We start from the raw sequence: 17,991 nt of genomic DNA, 5'->3' as shown, positions 1-17,991 counted from the left end.
AACAGATTAGGTTAACTTCTTAATTGATCGACGATACAACTGGCTTCTCGATCACGCTATAAGTCAATGAGGAACCCCCGGACACCTTCGCTTTAATCTGAATGCTGTTAATGACGCCTGTCCATGATTCGTCCAAAGAGACAGCGTGGTCCGTCGTAAACACAATAAGCCCCGGCTTGAAGGAAATGATGCTCAGGCTCGTCCCTGCAATCGGACCCGCACTAAGCTCCTTGGCCGCCGTCAGTGTCGACAGGTCCGTTACTTCCATTGCGTTCGGATCGTATGAGACTTGCAGCGTATACTTAGTGAAGTCCAGTACATTCACTCCGACCAGCCCAAAGTCAAGCATCTTGGCCTTGGTCAGCTTGGCAGTTACCGTATTGTTGATGATGATGCCGCTCCAATCTCCTGTTCCGCTAACATTGATCGTCCGAATCCGATATCGATGTTCCGTCCCCTTAGCGACACGGCGATGAGTGTACTTGGATTTATCGCCTATATTGGTAACCGTTCCGTCAACCTCTACCTCGTAACGAATGGCGGAAGGATCGGCTGTCCATTCCAGGGTCACGAGGTTGCCCATTGAGTTGACGACAATATTCGCAGGCGTCGCAGGACGTTCCGGTTGCGTTCTTATCGCAATCAAGGTACTCCAATCCCCTTGCACGGCATCCGAACGGGATCGAATCCGGTACTGATGCTCGGAGAAGGAATCTAGCAAGATATCGGTATAGGTGGTCGCATTAAAGTTGTCGATGACGACTTGCCCGTCGATCTCGACCTCGTAGCCGACTGCTTCACTTACCGCACTCCAAGTGAGATATATTTGATCCTTGGACGCCGTTGCGCTGATCTGCATCGGGATACTCGGCTTAAGCGGCAATGTCGAATAGGTCATGATTTCCGTCCAGCCGCTATACCCTGCGCTTGAAACGGCACGAATCCGATAGCTATGGTTGGATTCCGGTTGGAGGGACGAATGGGTATAACTCGTGCTTATTACACTGATTGTGCTGCCATCGGCTTGCACTTCATATCTCGCAGCCCCTTCAACTCCTTCCCAAGAGAAGGTAATGCTCGTATCGGATATCGTCTCCGTTGTCTTGGCAGGGGTAGGCAAAAGATTGGTTTGTATCGTCAAGAGGCTGCTCCAATTGCCTGCTCCCATCTCGTTCAAAGCCCGCACCCGGTATTGGTGATTCGATTGAGGCAACAAACCGGTAAACTCAGAGCTGGGAACATTGCCGACCTGGAATAATACGCCGTCCGCCTCTACCTCATAGGCCGTTGCATCATCCAAGGTTGCCCAAGCAATCGTCGCAGATGTGTGGCCAACTCTGGAAGCAGCAGGGACTGGAGCATTAGGCAATGCCGAGGTGGTCATGATGAACTTCATCCCACTCCATGGACCGGCCCCACCTGCATTTAAAGCTCTTACGCGATAGGAATGCTGGCTGGCTACAGGCAAGTTTCTCTTAACAAACAGGGTCTGATTGCCCACCGAGATTGCATTCCCATCCCATTCCAGCTCATAAGCAGAAGCATTGGCGACGCTTGCCCACGTGATCGTGGCAGTCTTGGCGGTGGCATTCGCCGTAATCTGTAGGGGGACGATAGGCTTCACCAGCAGTGTACGGATGCTTTGCGGCGTACTCCATGCCCCCGGCGTCCCTTCAATTAATGCGCGAACTCGATAAATATGAAGTGTATTGGATGTTACCCCCGAATGAACATAGCTCAATGCTCCGCCTGTGCTGATAAGCGAAGCTAGGCCGTCAATCTCGATCTCATAATCTGTCGCTTCGGATACAGGCGACCAATTGATTAAGACTGAAGAGCTTGTTGATTGCAGCTTCACATTCTTAGGCGATGCCGGGGGAGCAGCCGTCTGGCCCAATGAAACAGCAGGCGACCATTCCGTTTCCATACCATCCGAATTCAATGCCCGAGCCTTAAGAGAGTAAGACTTCTTGGCGTCCCAATCTGTCAAGATCAGTTTCTTGGAAGGAAGCGCGAAGCTGACCGGATTATTAACCCACTTCCCCTCCGTGGTCAAATATTTCGAGCCAGACATAATTTGATACTGCGTCGTCGCGGGATTCGTGTCCGTTACAGTTAATACAGGCAGCTTGCCGCTCGTTGAGACGCTAAGCGTCGGGGCAGCAGCTAGTGTATATACGTCCTGTGTACTTAATCGAATAATGCTTGAAGAATCTTTGACTTCAACGGTGACTTTGTACTGGGTATTCGAAGTCAATCCGGACGCCGTATATGTGTAACCCGAGGAATTGGTTCCGCGGATTACCGTCTTATTGCTGGTCGTGTCTTGATAAATCGTAGTGGGATTATTCGTTAAGTAATCCATCTTGAAGCTTCTTGGAACTAACGGTTGATCTGCACTTCCGCTTGTTAACGAGGTAAGCGCCGTGGGCGTTGTCCAGGTCGTCCCATCTGCAGAAGTCACCAAGCGCAGATTGGAAGCCACCGTACTTACGCTCGAGTCGATTCCGCTAAATAGAACATACAGCTTGCCCGCATTATCCTTGGTAATGGCAGGATTCTTCTGCACATAGCTGTTGCCGCTTGTCAGCTTAATCGATGTCTGCCATGTGCTTCCACCGTCTGTCGACCTCATAAATCGAATGTTGGTGACCGCAGTATCGGTGCTATCCTTGCTCGCCCAAGCCAAGTAAACGTTGCTGCCATCCACATAAACGCTTGGTCTCTCTTGAATGTAAGCTGCTCCAGCATATATGGAGGCCAAAGACCATGACGAACCATTAAAGCTATATTTGTAGATGTAGTAGGTCGAACCGTTGTTATAGCTATAGAAAATGACCGGAAGATTGTTAATAATAACGATCTCAGGATTAAGGGAATCATAGCTCGTCCCCCCATTAAATTGGGTTACGGCACTCCACGTCTTCCCTCCGTCGGAGCTTTGGCTATAACGAATGTTATATCTCGATGAATAGGATGGATTCTTACTCGACCACACCGCATGTATCTTGTTATTGGAATCGACAGCAACGGATACATTGTCAGTAAGAGAGATGTCCGTCTGTCCAGAATCGACCATGATCGTATCGCCGATGATATTCTCGTCAGCCTGGGAGACTGCATCGAAGGAAAACGACCAGATACTCGACGAACCGGCGCGGACAATTCCCGCCACTTGATTGCCAACAGCTGTAATAGATGGCGCCGATACAATGCTGCCATCATCAGCCAAAGTCGCTAATTGGGACCAAGATTGCCCATTATCCTTGGACACCATGAATCGAATCCCTATTGCCGGATTACCGGAATAACCGGCAATGACCCACCATCCGTTAGCGAGCTTAACAATGTTCCTTGCGCCCGCACCGGAGAAGTCCATGGCTTCCGTCGACGATACCGTACCCGTTTGAGACAGGGTATTGGATACCCAGCCGCTTGTTTTAGAGCCAACGGTAATGCGGTATGGAGAAGAAGACGATACACTAGCAGAATCATCTATTTTTATACTTGCCGTTATGCTATTTGCAGATGGTGTTATAGTTGTTGGAAGAGCGGAAGCCTCGCGATCAATCGATAGCGTAAGCGTCTTCTGGGTTGTTTGATAGGGAGTGCTGGATACCACTCGGATGGTGTGAGATCCGTTCGACAGTGTGCTGTTATCCAGCGGTGAGAAGCTGTAGTCGGCTGTTCCTGTCGTTGGTACGCGAATCGTCTTCTCCTCACGCGGTTGCGTCTCTTCATCCAGATAATATTTTAACCTAACTTTACTGTCGTACGGACCGCTGACGGAGCCTCGAATAGAGGCCAGATCCGCTCCGAAAGTCACAGGGGCAGGAATTGAATTAGTGGATGAATTGGATACTCCTAAGCCAAGTTGCCCGTAGGAATTATACCCCCATGACGTGATGCCTCCGGATTGATCCATGGCCAGTGAATGGAAATATCCGCTGGAGATTTGTTTGATCGAGGTTAAATTAGGTATTTGGGTTGGTACCGTAACGGTGCTTCCCGTCCCACTGTTCCCGGACTTCCCGTAGATATTCCGTCCCCAGAACATGACGGTTCCATCGTTCATTAGAGCCATGGAATCGGAATAGCCTGCTGCAACTTGTTTAATGCCGGTGATGGGAAGAAGAGTTGGGCTTGATAAGCTGGCTGTCCCATTCATACCCAACTGGGAATAATAATTGTAGCCCCAGGCGTATACATTGCCGCTGCTATCCAATGCTAATACATGTGCGGAACCGGCCGCCAATTGTGTAATTGCAACATTCTCTATCGACGACACTAAGGTCATGGAATAAAGAATGCTACTTTGAGAAGTGCCCAGTCCCAACTGATAGTTCGTATTAAGTCCCCATGAATATACTTTCCCGTTCTCCGATAAGCCTAACGAATAATAATTACCGGCAACTACTTGCTTCATCCCTGAAGAAGTAGCGATAAGAGTCGGAGTGGCCTTGCTTGCAATCGTTGATGTCCCCAGCCCGAGCTGACCGTAGCTGTTCGACCCCCAACCTAAAATATTGTCATTCTCCGTAAGCGCCAATGCATGATCATAACCCGCTGCAACTTGCTTTATTTTGTCCCCGCCCATGTTGATTGTTACTGGACTATATTGCGATGTCGTAGTTCCTAGCCCTAGACGGTAGCTAGAATTGTAGCCCCATCCCTTAACGGTTCCATCCTCTAATAATGCCAATACAAAATAATAACCAACCGCCAGTTGCTTAACTCCCGACAACCCCGGAATCAACGTTGGAATATAACGAGAGGTTGTATCCCCTAACCCTAACTGCCCATATGAATTGAGCCCCCAGGCATAAACTTGCCCATCCTTGAGCAAATAAGAGGAATACGAGTAGGGGCTGCTAATTATGGCCAGAGGATCTCCATCAAATAGATAACTCAGGTTTGCTTCAAGGAGCAGCGGAGACGAAGGGACTTTTAGATTTGTTATTCGAGAAAACACACTCTTGTACGCGTTATCCCCCAATGCCAATTGATAAGAGGAGTTGTAGCCCGCTGCATAGACATTCGAATCATAGTCTACAATAAATGTATTGTAGTAACCGTTGTATGCGTGAGACACGCGAGAATCGATAGGAACAAGCGTAGGAACAAGCTTGGTAGCAGTATCGCCAGTGCCAAGTTGCCCGTATCCATTATGTCCCCACGTCATTATCGTATCATCATTCAGAACAGCAACGGAGCTATACATTCCTGCACTAATATATCTAACGTTAGACAATCCTGATACGAGAATCGGTATCTTGCTGTCAATTGTTGCATTGTTCCCCAATTGCCCCTGAGCCCCATCCCCCCAAGAACTTACTGCTCCGTTAGCCAGTAATGCTAATACGAAGTTATATCCTGCAACGATCTGTGTAATCCTCTGTCCTGATAGTGTTCCAGTCGAGATTAGAGTCGGAACAGAAGAATTGGTTGTATTGCCGTTCCCTAATTGCCCTTGATCATTGTAGCCCCAGGTCATCATCGTTCCATCTTGCAATAATGCCGTCACAAATTTATATCCAATCGACACTTGTTTGACGTTGCTAATGCCCGTAAGTTTAGTCGGTGTCAAGGTGGTTGTCGCGGTCGGGAAACTTCCTAACTCTCCGTAAACATTTTTGCCCCATGCCATGAGACTTCCATCCTGAAGTACCGCGATGGCGAATTCGTCACCTGCCGCAATCTGCCTGACATTGGATAGCCCCGCTATCTTGGTCGGAGAGTATTTGGCTATCGAATCACCTAACCCCAATTGACCCGAAGCATTCTGCCCCCACCCCATCACGCTTCCGTCTTCCAGAAGAGCGTATGAACTATTCAGCCTCGCATCGACTTGGATAACTCCCTTTAACCCGGGAATGACTTGAGGAGTAGTGATTGTTGAGCTTGCGCTTCCCAACCCTAAACTCCCAATGGTACTTGAACCACTGACAGATACTGTCCCATCAACATTAAGAAATAACGTATGAGATGTACCGCCCGCGATGACCGCCGGCTGCAGAGCAGGATCGTAAGCGGCTGCGACTGCTGTTTGAACCGGCCCTCTCGCCCAGCCTATTAGCTGCAACAACAAACAAAACACAAGACCGTAGACCCACGTACGTTTGGCAACTTTCATTCCCGATTCGCCCTCTCAACTCGACATTTTGGACTATTTCCTATAGCTTTCTCGACACCCATTTAATATAAATTAAAATATTTTAATGTTCTATATACATTTTTGCGGTATTATGTTTACTTTTGTCGAATCGAGTCGAACTCAGAGGAATTAATTCAATTATTCGGACGTACGCCTACCATCCACCATCCGGCAACAACGAAGAAGATCGCCCTCGGGCCGCCTGTCGGCTCCTGGAGCGATCTTCTTCACGTAATGCCTTCTTCTCTCTAGGTTCCGCAGAAGGTCTGATAGGGCAGCTCCGGCTCAGGCGGAAGCTCCGCGTATTCCTCCTGGCTCGCGGAGTAGGCGAACGGGTCCTGCAGCGCCGCAAGCAGCCTCTCCATGACGCCGAGATCGCCGCAGCCGGCGGCTTCGAGCGCTTCCTCGACCCGGTGATTGCGGGCGATGACGGCCGGATTGCTGCCGCGCATGAGCTCGCGCGAGGCTTCCGGGGAGGGAGCGCCGAGCGCCCCCCTCTCCTCCCAGCGCCGCTGCCAGTCCGCGAACGCCGGGCTCTCGGCCAGCGGCGACCCCTGCGCCGTGCCATGCAGCGTCAGGGAGCGGAACGTGTTCGTGTAGTCGGCGCCGTGCTCCTGCATCAGATCGAGAAGGTCCTTGATCAGCGATTCGTCCCGCTCCTCGGCTCCGAAGAGCCCCAGCTTCGCTCTCATGCCGGCCAAGTATCGCTGCAGGTACAGCTCCGGATAGTCCGACAAGGTCTCCTCCGCGAGGGCGACCGCCCGGTCCATGTCCGGATGGAGAAGCGGCAGAAGCGTCTCGGCGAAGCGGGCGAGATTCCAGCCCCCGATCGGCGGCTGATTGCCGTAGGCGTAGCGGCCCTGGACGTCGATGGAGCTGAACACGGTCGCCGGGTCGTACGCGTCCATGAACGCGCAAGGGCCGTAGTCGATCGTCTCGCCGCCGATCGCCATGTTGTCGGTGTTCATGACGCCGTGAATAAAGCCGACCAATTGCCACTGTGCGATCAGCCTCGCCTGGCTCCGGACGACCCGTTCCAGGAAGGCGAGATATGGATTGGCCTCGTCCGCAGCGTCCGGGTAATGGCGCCGGATCGCGTAATCGGCAAGGGTGCGCACGTCTTCCGGCGTCCCCCAGGCCATCAGGTATTGGAACGTGCCGACGCGCAGATGACTCGAGGCCACGCGGGTCAGCACCGCTCCGGGCAGCTCCGTCTCGCGGTGGACGATCTCCCCCGTGGCGACGACGGCCAGGCTGCGGGTCGTCGGGATGCCGAGCCCGTGCATCGCCTCGCTGACGATATATTCGCGCAGCATCGGCCCGAGCGCCGCCCGGCCGTCCCCCCGGCGGGAATACGGAGTCGGCCCCGATCCCTTCCATTGAATATCGAACCGCTCGCCGGACGGAGTTCGCTGCTCTCCCATCAGAATCGCCCGGCCGTCCCCAAGCCGGTTGAAGTGGCCGAACTGATGGCCCCCGTAAGCCTGGGCAAGCGGAGCGGCCCCTTCGGGGATTCGATTGCCGGCGAGCGCCGCCGTCTGCCCCTCTTGCCGGAGCGCCCCGGCGTTCAGACCAAGCGATTCGGCCAGCGGCTCGTTCAGGACGAGGAGACGCGGCGATCGCACGGGAGTCGGTTCGATTCGGCTATAGTAGGATTCGGGAAGCCGGGAATAGCTGTTGTCGAAGTTCCAGCCTGCAGCCGCGTCCAAACCCGTTTTTTCCTCGCTCATCGGTTTTTCCCTCCTTAGACTGCCTATTCCTGCATTATACCCTCTTCCCGTGCCGTTCGCTCGCTTGACTTGAGTGGTTATAGTGTATATATTATATATATACTCTAATTACACTTTAAGCGGTGAATCCCATGCACATTATGTTGTCCAACTCGTCTATCGAGCCGATCTACGGACAGATCGTACATCAGATCAGGAATTTGATTCTGGGCGGAGAGCTGAAGCCGGGGCAAGCGCTGCCGTCCATCCGCCAGCTCGCGAAGGACCTGCAGATCAGCGTTATCACAACCAAGCGCGCCTACGAGGAGCTGGAGAAGGAAGGCCTCATCGACTCCGTTATGGGCAAGGGCTCGTTCGTCTCGGGAGCAAGCCCCGAATTCCTGAAGGAGCAGAGGCTGCGGCTGCTTGAGGGCAAGATTCTCGATGTGCTTCGGGAGAGCCGTTCGCTGCAGATGACGTTCGAGGAGCTTGTCGCGCACATGCGATTCGCGCTGGAAGAAATGGAGGAGACGGACGAATGAACGAACGAGTGGACGGACGACGGGGCGAGTTCGCGATCGAGATCCGCAGCCTGACGAAGCGGTTCAGTCGATTCGCTCTTGAGGATGTTACGCTTAACGTGAAGCAAGGCTACATCACCGGACTCGTCGGAGCCAACGGCGCCGGCAAAAGCACGCTGATCAAGGCCATGCTCGGAATGAGCGTTCCCCTTGCCGGGGAAGTGCGGCTGTTCGGAGAACCGCTCGCCGGGAAGGAAGACGCGCTGAAGGAGCGGATCGGCTATGTCGCGGACGACAGCCACTTCTACGAGCATCTGTCGATCGGCGCCATGAAGAGCGTCTATGCTCCCTTCTACCGTAAGTGGGATGAGCGGCTGTTCCGCCGCTATCTGGAACGCTTCGAGCTCTCCCCGAAGGCGACGATCCGCAGCCTGTCCAAGGGGATGAAGATGAAGCTGGCGCTCGCCTTCGCGCTGTCCCATCAGGCGGAGCTGCTGATCATGGACGAGCCGACCGCCGGGCTGGACCCGGTCTTCCGCCGCGAGCTGCTCGATATTCTTGCGGAGCTGATGCTCGACGAACGCCAGACGATTCTGTTCTCGACGCACATCACGACGGACCTGGACCGCATCGCGGATTATATCGCATTCCTGCATCAAGGCAAGCTCGCGTTCCACGAGTCGAAGGAGGAGGTCTTCGATCGTTACGCGATCGTGCGGGGGGACCTGTCGCTGCTCGATGCGGACGTGCGCCGCCTGTTCGTCGGCATTCGCGAGTCCTCCGTCGGCTTCGAGGCGCTGACGAGCAACCGGATGGAAGCCGAACGGCTGCTGGCCGAATACGCCCGGATCGAACGCGCTTCGTTGGAAGACATCATGTATCTTACCGCCAAAGGGGTGCCCGCCCATGGTTAACCTGATCCGCAAAGACATCATCGCACTCAAGTGGTATTGGCTGTTCGTCCTCGGCTACGGAGCGGTGTTCGGCCTCATCGCCCGCTCCCCGCATTCGCCGCTCATTATCGTCATGCTTCCGGCCATCATGCTCACCATCTTCGTCTCCAACATCGAGCTGCGCAACAAGAGCATGCTGTTTATCGGGAGCCTGCCGGTGAAGCGCAGCCAGATCGTGCGAGCCAAGTACGCGTCCACCTTCCTCTACCTGACGATCGGAATCGCGATGGCCTTGCTGATGCAGTTGATCAGCCGGAGCTTCCCGGATGAAGTCTTCACCCTGAACGGATTTGTCCTGGCAATCGGAACGGCGGTCGCCTTGCTGTATTCGTCCGTCTATTACCCGTTGCACTATCTGCTCGGGCCCCGCAACAGCTCGATTATTTCCGTGATCATGATTTTCCTGTCCTCTGCCTTGGCCGCAAGCCTGAACAAGTCGATCGATCTCTCGCGGATCGCTCTGCCGTCCAAGCTGCAGGTGCTGATCGGGCTCCCGCTCGCCGGGCTGGTCCTGCTGTACGTCTCGTACCGAGTGTCCTTGGCGATTCTGTCGCGGAGGGACATCGAGGGCTGACGGGATATTCCGAAGCCCGCAATTTAACACAGTCTTAACAGCCGCGTTAACGACGGCCGAACATTCACCCCCTAGACTTAGAGGTAATCCAACTCTATTGATGGGAGTGATCTGTCTTTTGAACCGTTCTCTTAGCAAAATCATCTCCGCAACGCTGGCAGCGCAACTGTCGATCGGCGCGTTGCTCGCAGCAGTCCCGGCGGCGAATGCGGCCCCTGCGGTCGTTCCGGGCACGCCCTACATCTCGAGCGGCACCTACGATGTTACCGTTCCTCACATCGTGATCCAGCAGGTGTACGGCGCGGGGCTGTCCTCCGCTACCGATGCCTACGCCTCGCACGGATTCATTGAGCTGTTCAATCCGACGGACAGCGACGTCAGCCTGGACGGCTGGTCGCTGCAATATGCGGATCGCAGCGGCAAGACAGGCCCGACGGGCAATTGGGAGCAATTGAACCTGTCCGGCACGATCAAGGCCAAGTCCTCTTACCTGGTCCGCGCCAAGGCGACCGGAACGACGGGAGCGAAGGTCGATCTGTCCGACAAAGGCGACCTGGATTGGGATCGCTATATCAACAACAAGGGCCTGAAGGTCGTGTTGATGAGCAATGACGACGGACTGTCGAACGACCTGAAGAATCCCTTCGCCGCCGACCCGCTTCCCGAAGGATACGTGGACATGCTCGGAACGGGCAGCAACGACAGCGGGAGCGACATCGACGGCTACGAGACCGACTATCCCACGGGCGACTCGGCAGGCACCTCGAAGAAGAAGTCGTTGCGCCGCATCGACTTCCAAGACACGGACAACAACAAGAATGACTTCAGGCAAGTCGATTACAGCTCGATCACGGATTCCGCATACGAGGCGAACCGTCCGCACGACAGCGAGGAAGGTGCCTGGGCGGACCTGCCCGACCCGCTGAACTTCGAGACGACTTCCCTTCCTGCGGCTTATGCGAATCAGCCTTATACGGCCTCGATCGGCGCAGCCGGAGGGGTAGCTCCTTACACATTCTCCGCCACGGGACTGCCGGAAGGCTTGAGCCTGTCGACAGAGGGAGCCGTCTACGGCACCCCGACCGCTGTGGCACTCGGATTGCCGATCACCTTCACGGTTACGGACAGCGCGACTCCGACGGCGAACGTCAAGTCGGTTACGCTCTCGTTGAACGTAGACACCTACCGCCCAACGGTAACCGACACCCTCTCAATCAACAAGATTGCGGATTATTCCGTCGGCGCCACGAGCGCGGACGGCGGAGTTGCCGAGATCGTCAAGTTCAACAAGGACAACGGCAAGTTCTATCTGGTGAACGGCTCCGCAACCCCGCCGAGCCTGGACATCGTCAGCCTGGGACAAGCGGACGGCACGCTCGACAAGGAGAAGAGCGTTCTGGTAGCCGAGCTCGCCGAGCAGACGGAAGGCTTCGCGTTCGGCGATCTGACGAGCGTCGATGTCAATACGACGACCAAGCGGATTTACGCCGCCGTTCAAGAAGAAGATTCGCTTAAGCAAGGCCTGATTCTTGAGCTCGATTACGACGGCAACCTGCTCCGCTCCTTCCAGGCGGGCGTGCAGCCGGACATGGTCAAGTCCACGAAGGACGGCCGCTATGTGCTGTCCGCGGACGAAGGGGAGCCTCGCGACGGAATCAACGATCCGGCGGGAAGCGTCACGATCGTCGACACGACGACGGGAACGTCCGTTCAAGTGTACTTCGATGACGAAGAGGCGATCGCGGACGACGTGCATATCCGCGGCAGCGTCGACGAGGACGGCATCATTCGCAGCAAGGGCTCCAAGGCCGATGCCTACCTCGACTTCGAGCCGGAATATATCACGCTGTCCTCCGACAACGGGACGGCCTACGTCTCCCTGCAGGAGAACAATGCCATCGCAACGATCGACATCGGGGCGAAGCAGGTTGTCAGCGTGAAGAGCCTGGGCTACAAGGACTTCAGCGAAGCGGCCAACGCGCTTGATGTGCAGAGCGATTCCTCGATCCTGCTGGAGAACGTTCCGTTCAAGGGCACCTACATGCCGGACGGCATCGCTTCCTACAGCGTGAACGGCGTCACGTACCTGCTGACGGCCAACGAAGGCGACGCCACCGAATGGCCGGAGGAAGATCCGATCCGCGCGAATATCGCCAAGCTCGGGGACATCAAGGCGTCTCTCGACCCGGATTCCGAAGCGTACGCCTTCGTGAACGGAACGACGAAGTACGACGGCGTGGAAGTTCTTACCGACCGCGGCAATGACAGCATCTACATGCTCGGCGGCCGTTCCTTCTCGATCTGGAACGCCGATACGTTGGAGCAAGTGTACGACAGCGGCAGCGACTTCGAAGTGATCACGTCGCAGCGGCTTCCCGAATACTTCAACGCCAGCAACAGCAAGATCAAGATGGACGACCGCAGCACGAAGAAGGGCCCTGAACCGGAAGACATCAAGACGGGCGTCGTCGGCAACCATATCTTCGCGTTCGTCGGCCTGGAGCGCGTGGGCGGCATTATGACCTACGACATCACGAATCCGACCGCTCCGACGTTCGTGAACTACACGAACAGCCGCGTCTTCGCGGACGAACAGAACAAGGTCAACCTGGACACCTTCACCGGTCCGGAAGGCCTCGAGTTCATCCCGGCGGAAGAGAGCCCGACCGGCAGAGCCCTGCTGCTCGTCGCCTTCGAAGTCGGCGGCAAGGTCGGCGTCTACGAGCTGGAGACGACGAAGGTCGAGCTGAGCCGGAAGACGCTCTCGCTTACCGCATCCGGTTCCGGCGCGACATTGACCGCTGCTGTCACTCCAGTGGGCGGCAGCGAAGCGTCGGTCACGTGGAGCAGCTCCAACACGGCGGTTGCAACGATAACGGAGAACGGCGTCGTTAGCCCGCTCAGCGCAGGAACGGCCGTCATTCGCGCGGTCAGCGCCGACGGCTACGGAAGCGCCGAAGCCGTTGTGACGGTAGCCGCCGCACCGGTTGTCACGCCTTCTACGCCTACGAATCCGACAACCACGGAACCGGATGACGAATCCGGCGAAGAGACGGACGGATCGACGACGAATCCGACCAGCCCGACGAGTCCAACCAATCCGACGAACCCTGGAACGAATGCCCCCAGCTTCGTCGACGTAAGCACCGGACACTGGGCAAGCGAAGTGATCGCCAAGCTGGCATCCAAGGGCATTATGCAAGGAATGCCGGACGGCAGCTTCCAGCCGAACAAGCGGATGACTCGCGCCGAATACATGGCCGTTCTCGCCCGACTGCTGGGCTTGGACACAAGCAGCGCTTCCGCTAACGTATTCAAGGATGTTCCGAGCGGCAAGTGGTACTCTTCCTACATCAACGTTCTGGCCGAGCAAGGAATTGCCGGCGGCTTCGCGGACGGCACCTTCCACCCGGATCAGGACCTCACCCGCGAAGAAGCGTTCGTCCTGCTGTACCGCGCGATGAAGGACAAGCTCGGTTCCGCTTCCGGGGGCAGCAGCCTGGATTCCTTCAAGGATAACGCGAACGTCTCCTCCTGGGCCCGCGAAGCCGTGTCTGCGCTCGTTCAGGCAGGCGTCCTGCAAGGCGGAACGGATGGCAAGCTGAATCCGAAGCTGACGATCACCCGTGCGGAGATCGCCAAGATCGTCGCTTCTTTCCTCGACTGAACCTTATACGCGCAACAGCCGCAATCGGGAGCCTGACGGGCTCCCGATTTTCTTTTGCCCGCCAATCTGCAACAATAACGGAGACCCTTCGCCGGGCAATCGCCCAAATTCCCCATAATAATTATGAACCTCGGCAGGCCATCCCTTGTCTATATGGTTGAGGTGATCCCATTGAGCCCCGATTCTCTGAAGCACATGACGGCCATGGACCCGATGACGCTGGAGGAATTGATGAAGGAGTACGGACAAGACGTCTGGAGCTTCGCCTATTCCATCACGAAGAATCGCGCCACGGCCGACGATATCGCCCAGGACGTGTTCCTGCAGGCCTACCGCCACCTCGTCAGCTTCCGCGGCGAGTCCTCCGTGCGAACGTGGCTGCTGCGAATCGCGCGCAACATCAGCCTCAATTACCGGAACTCGGCGTTCTTCCGCCGGGTGCTTCTTCCGGGCAAGCTCGCCCCCTCCCGCCAGGACCGTTCCGCCGAGGAGGCCTACTTCGAGCGCGAAGCGGCAAGCGATGTGTGGAGGCATGTATTCTCCTTGCCGGTCAAGATGAGGGAAGCGCTCGTGCTCCATGCGAAGTACCAGCTCTCCCTGCAAGAGATCGCAAGGATTCTCGACGTTCCGGAAGGAACCGTGAAGTCGAGGCTGTTCGGCGCGCGCAAGCGAATGTCTACCCTGTTGAAGGAGGAATGGTCGTATGAGCCCATCTAATCCGGAGTGGTACGAGGAGCTGCGAGAGGAGCCCGTCCGGACCGCGGGATTCACCGAACGGCTGGCCTGGGCCATTCGAGAGGAAGCCCAAGCGGGCAACCGTAAGGGGAGAATAGCCTGGGGGAAAACCCTATCCTATTCTGCGGCGATCGTCGGAGCGGCGGTCATCGTGCTGTTCTCCTTCTTGAGCAAGGAAGCGGCTTCTCCGTCCCCTGCCGGAGCTTCTCCCATCGCTTCCGCTGCCGCCGGGGCCGATGCGGCCGAAGAGGTCGATGCGATCGCCGCGAAGCCGGAGCCGACCGACGAAGAGTGGCGCAGGCTCACCGCGGCGGATACGACGCTTGTCGGCGGCAAGCAATGGATCGGCACGCAGTCGGACGAGGAAGGAACGGCGTTCGTCGTATGGAAGGTCTCCCATGAATCCGCAGGCAACGAATCCATCTCGCTCGGGGTCAACCTGTGGAAGTGGGATGATCCGGATTGGAGCACAGCGAAGTTGCGGTGGAGCACCAAGCAGGCCGGATCCACCAGCCTCATGAAGCAGAATGGGGTCTATTACACCGTGGCATCCAACAAGTACGCGGCCCGGGAGGATTACATGATCGTCGACAACAACGCCTTCGGCGGCGAGAACGGCAAGATGTACCCGTACAGCCTCGGAATCGTCATCGACCCCCGAATCCGCGAGGTGAAGATCGTCTCGGCGGCCGAGCGGCCGTCCATCCCCGTGCAGCTTATGGAGGCGGACGGAGAGACGTACTGGTTCGCGCTCCTGCCGTCCGGCGGCCGCGAGTATACGATCGAATGGCTGGACGCGGACGGCCGGGCCGTCTACACCGAGACGAGATACTACAGCTCTTGAAGGAGAGTTCTACAAGAAGGGCGGCGGGCAAAGGAGCGGGCGGGGCACGGCGTTAGGCAATGGTCGACATGGTCGGCGCGCCCCTCCATCCGCTCCTCCCGTCCCTCGATCCGACGATTGACGCGATTTTATGCAATTTTCACATTCGTCGGCCTGGATTCCGTATGAATCGCAGCTTTTTATACGATTTAATACGAAAATAAAGTCTCGCTAATGGCAGTTTGTACCGGATTTAGACAAAAAAGTCCCGCTACCGTCTAGCACCCGCCCCGCTAGGTCGGCATGTCGACGAGGCAACTTCCATATTATGGGTCGGGCAAGGGCGCGATCCCCCTGCTAACCCCTTATGCTTCTTCTCCCCTTGGATCAGGAACCTCCGCTTGACGAACATACCCTTTGCTCTTGGGTCAGCTTGTTCACCTTGCAGCTCCTTATCCTGAACGAAAGGGAGAAGAGACCTAATGCCGCCTGAGGGAATAGGTGCATGGGGAGGGGGAAGAGATGTCGGGCGGGATGGCAAGCGGAACTTATACGCGATATTTTCATTGCAGGGGGTGGCAACTGTCCATGTTGTCATAGAGGTTTTTAGCATAAATAAGGGCCGTCCGGGTCGGAACAACCCTCATATATGCGGTTTCTCACATACAATCGTCCAAACTCCCCGTTGCCGTAACTCACCAGTATGATTTTTCGCAAAATCCCGTCCGCCCCACGACATCCAGCCTGCCGCACTCCCCCGGACAGCCCCTAAGAGATCGTCTGCGGGCTCTTCCGCTTCCAAGAGGGAAGCTGCGGGAGCAGCATGCCGGCCAGCATGAACAGGCAGCCGAGCACGCCGCGCGTGCCGAGCAGCTCGTCCAGCAGCCAGTAGCCCCCAATCGCCGCGAACACCGACTCCATGCTCAGAATGATCGCCGCATGCGTCGGCTGGGCGCCCCTCTGACCGACGATCTGCAGCGTGTAAGCAATGCCGACCGAGCAGATGCCGCCGTACAGGAGAGGAATGAGCGCGTCCGCCACATCCTCCGGCCGAATCGACTCCGTGACCAGCGCCACAAGGAAGCTCAGCGCCGAGCAGACGATAATCTGGAACAGCGAGAGCTTCAGCACGTCCGTCGTCTTGGACAGCCTGTCGATGACGAGAATGTGCAGCGACCACAAGAACACCCCGATCAGCTCGTACAGGTCGCCCCGGTTAAGCGACAGATCGTTCGTCACGCATAGCAGATACAGCCCGACGACCGCCAACACGGCCCCCGCCCAACTGTTCAAGCCGAGACGCTGCCGAAGGAAGAGCCCCAGGAAAGGCACGATCACAATATACAAGCCGGTCACGAACGCCGCCTTGCCCGCCGTCGTATAGAGAAGCCCGATCTGCTGGAGAGAGGCGCCGCCGAACAGGACGAGCCCCGCCCAGAAGCCGGCCCGCATCCCCTTGCCGTATTGCCGCCGTCTCTCCGCCTTCGATCGCCCCGCTCGCCGATCCAGCCACAGAATAAGCGGCACAAGCGATGCGGCGCCCAAGGCGAACCGCACCGCATTGAAGGTGAACGGGCCGACGTGCTCCATGCCCTGTCGCTGCGCGACGAAGGCGAAGCCCCAGATGCATGCGGTCAGCAGAAGGAGCAGATTGGACATCAGATGTTGCCGATTCATCAAGTGGAATTCGCTCCTGCCGGTGAAGTCAAGAAGGACGCTGCCGTCCATCCTATCGGTCCGATTATGCTGTCTATCCTATGAGTGTAGGAGACCCGGACCGATCTGGCAAGAGGGCGTTTAGGGGCGCTCCCGATAGACAACCGGAATCCAGATCTCGCTGCGGAACGTCGGCGAGGACGTGAGCTTCGACTCGTTCCACAGAAGCTCCGGCCCCGGGGCCAGCTCGTACGCGGACAACGGGAACCACTCCGAGTAGATGCGTCCCCATACGTTCTGAAGCGTCTGCGGGAACGACCCGACCGCTTCGAAAACCGCCCAGGTCGAAGCGGCAACCTCCAGGCTGGCCAGATGGGCCGGAGCCGGATTCGTTGTCGCCGCCCCGATATAATGATCGAGCTGCCCCCGTTCCTCCATCCGCCCCTCGCCGAAGTTCGCCGAAGCGCTGAGCAGCCCTTGCGGCTCATCGTTCGACAAGCTTTTCAACAACGCGATCGTCTCCTCATCCAGACTGGCCCACATGGCCGCGATCTCCGGATTCACCCCTTCGAAGACGATCGGCACCCTCCGATGAAGGCCGACGATCCGGAACGGCCCCTTCTCTGTCACCCGATACTTCATCTCGTGTCCTCCCTGTATCGATAGTCGGAAGGTCATCGGCGGATACGCTTTAAGCGAACCGCGGCCTTCGCGCGCTTCGGACGGCTTGATCCCATGCAAGTGCAGGAACGCCCTCGCGAACGAATCCGGCGACTCGTAGCCGTACTTCACCGCCGCATCGATCACCCGAGCACCGCCGCCTTGCAGCTCGAACGCAGCCAGCGTCAGCCTCCGGCGCCGAACGTACTCCGACAACGGAACCCCGGCAAGGAACGAGAACATCCGCTTGAAGTGGTACTCGGAGCAGAGCGCCCGCCTCGCAGCTTCCGCGTAATCGATCTCCCCCGCCAGATTCTCTTCGATATACGTCATCGCATCGTTCATCCGCTTCAAGGAATCCACCCAACGACCTCCTTCGCTTCTAACGGTAATGGAAATTCGGCGCCGCCGCCCGACTATCCGTGCCCCGTTCTGCAGCCTGAGCAGCCTGACCCGAACGGCCTGATAGGTGAATTATATCATTCGTCCGCACGCCAAGAAGCCCTCCGCCTGAATGGCAGAGAGCCGGGTTCCGTTCC

10 protein-coding genes are annotated in these 17,991 nt (G+C 56.7%); 6 read left to right on the top strand and 4 right to left on the bottom strand.

Annotation, left to right across the window (positions count from 1 at the left end; translation table 11 throughout):
• Positions 1-19: 19 nt before the first annotated feature.
• Both E6C55_RS08110 and E6C55_RS08105 read right to left on the bottom strand, forming a co-directional pair.
• A complete protein-coding gene (locus E6C55_RS08110; RefSeq protein ID WP_136369279.1) occupies positions 20-6,133 on the bottom strand; it encodes an RCC1 domain-containing protein in 6,114 nt (2,037 codons plus the stop codon).
• A gap of 269 nt (positions 6,134-6,402) precedes the next feature.
• A complete protein-coding gene (locus E6C55_RS08105; RefSeq protein ID WP_136369278.1) occupies positions 6,403-7,884 on the bottom strand; it encodes a protein adenylyltransferase SelO in 1,482 nt (493 codons plus the stop codon).
• Positions 7,885-8,015: 131 nt separating this feature from the next.
• On the opposite strand from E6C55_RS08105, the gene E6C55_RS08100 reads away from it, so the two are divergent.
• The 6 genes from E6C55_RS08100 to E6C55_RS08075 all read left to right on the top strand — a co-directional run bounded on the left by E6C55_RS08100 (position 8,016) and on the right by E6C55_RS08075 (position 15,157).
• Complete coding sequence (locus E6C55_RS08100) at positions 8,016-8,405, top strand: GntR family transcriptional regulator (RefSeq protein WP_136369277.1); 390 nt, start codon at positions 8,016-8,018, stop codon at positions 8,403-8,405.
• On the top strand, positions 8,402-9,298 hold the full coding sequence (locus E6C55_RS08095) for an ABC transporter ATP-binding protein (RefSeq protein ID WP_136369276.1): 897 nt from the start codon (positions 8,402-8,404) through the stop codon (positions 9,296-9,298). Before E6C55_RS08100 ends, E6C55_RS08095 begins: the two co-directional genes overlap by 4 nt.
• A complete protein-coding gene (locus tag E6C55_RS08090) occupies positions 9,291-9,911 on the top strand; it encodes an ABC-2 transporter permease (RefSeq protein ID WP_136369275.1) in 621 nt (206 codons plus the stop codon). The genes E6C55_RS08095 and E6C55_RS08090 overlap by 8 nt, the downstream gene beginning before the upstream one ends.
• A gap of 118 nt (positions 9,912-10,029) precedes the next feature.
• Complete coding sequence (locus E6C55_RS08085; protein ID WP_168735534.1) at positions 10,030-13,578, top strand: choice-of-anchor I family protein; 3,549 nt, start codon at positions 10,030-10,032, stop codon at positions 13,576-13,578.
• Between the two features lie 171 nt (positions 13,579-13,749).
• Complete coding sequence (locus E6C55_RS08080) at positions 13,750-14,295, top strand: RNA polymerase sigma factor (RefSeq protein WP_230986601.1); 546 nt, start codon at positions 13,750-13,752, stop codon at positions 14,293-14,295.
• Entirely contained in the window at positions 14,282-15,157 is an 876-nt protein-coding gene (locus E6C55_RS08075; protein ID WP_136369273.1) for a hypothetical protein, read from the top strand. The genes E6C55_RS08080 and E6C55_RS08075 overlap by 14 nt, the downstream gene beginning before the upstream one ends.
• A gap of 747 nt (positions 15,158-15,904) precedes the next feature.
• Here the strand turns inward: E6C55_RS08075 and E6C55_RS08070 are convergent.
• A complete protein-coding gene (locus E6C55_RS08070) occupies positions 15,905-16,813 on the bottom strand; it encodes a DMT family transporter (RefSeq protein ID WP_136369272.1) in 909 nt (302 codons plus the stop codon).
• A 120-nt stretch (positions 16,814-16,933) separates the two neighbouring features.
• Positions 16,934-17,815 carry an AraC family transcriptional regulator gene (locus tag E6C55_RS08065; RefSeq protein ID WP_136369271.1) on the bottom strand — a complete coding sequence of 294 codons (882 nt, stop codon included), beginning with the start codon at positions 17,813-17,815 and terminating at the stop codon, positions 16,934-16,936.
• Positions 17,816-17,991 lie beyond the last annotated feature (176 nt).

Origin of the sequence: Cohnella fermenti (assembly GCF_004801405.1) — a bacterium.
Classification (GTDB): Bacteria; Bacillota; Bacilli; order Paenibacillales; family Paenibacillaceae; genus Cohnella; species Cohnella fermenti.
This window is presented reverse-complemented; position numbering and strand designations above follow the sequence as displayed.

Excerpts from the sequence above, each read along its gene's own strand:
- E6C55_RS08090 (WP_136369275.1), top strand. The coding sequence starts at position 9,291 with ATGGTTAACCTGATCCGCAAAGACATCATCGCACTCAAGTGGTATTGG.
- E6C55_RS08100 (WP_136369277.1), top strand. The coding sequence starts at position 8,016 with ATGCACATTATGTTGTCCAACTCGTCTATCGAGCCGATCTACGGACAG.
- E6C55_RS08075 (WP_136369273.1), top strand. The coding sequence starts at position 14,282 with ATGAGCCCATCTAATCCGGAGTGGTACGAGGAGCTGCGAGAGGAGCCC.
- E6C55_RS08105 (WP_136369278.1), bottom strand. The coding sequence starts at position 7,884 with ATGAGCGAGGAAAAAACGGGTTTGGACGCGGCTGCAGGCTGGAACTTC.
- E6C55_RS08095 (WP_136369276.1), top strand. The coding sequence starts at position 8,402 with ATGAACGAACGAGTGGACGGACGACGGGGCGAGTTCGCGATCGAGATC.
- E6C55_RS08110 (WP_136369279.1), bottom strand. The coding sequence starts at position 6,133 with ATGAAAGTTGCCAAACGTACGTGGGTCTACGGTCTTGTGTTTTGTTTG.
- E6C55_RS08070 (WP_136369272.1), bottom strand. The coding sequence starts at position 16,813 with ATGAATCGGCAACATCTGATGTCCAATCTGCTCCTTCTGCTGACCGCA.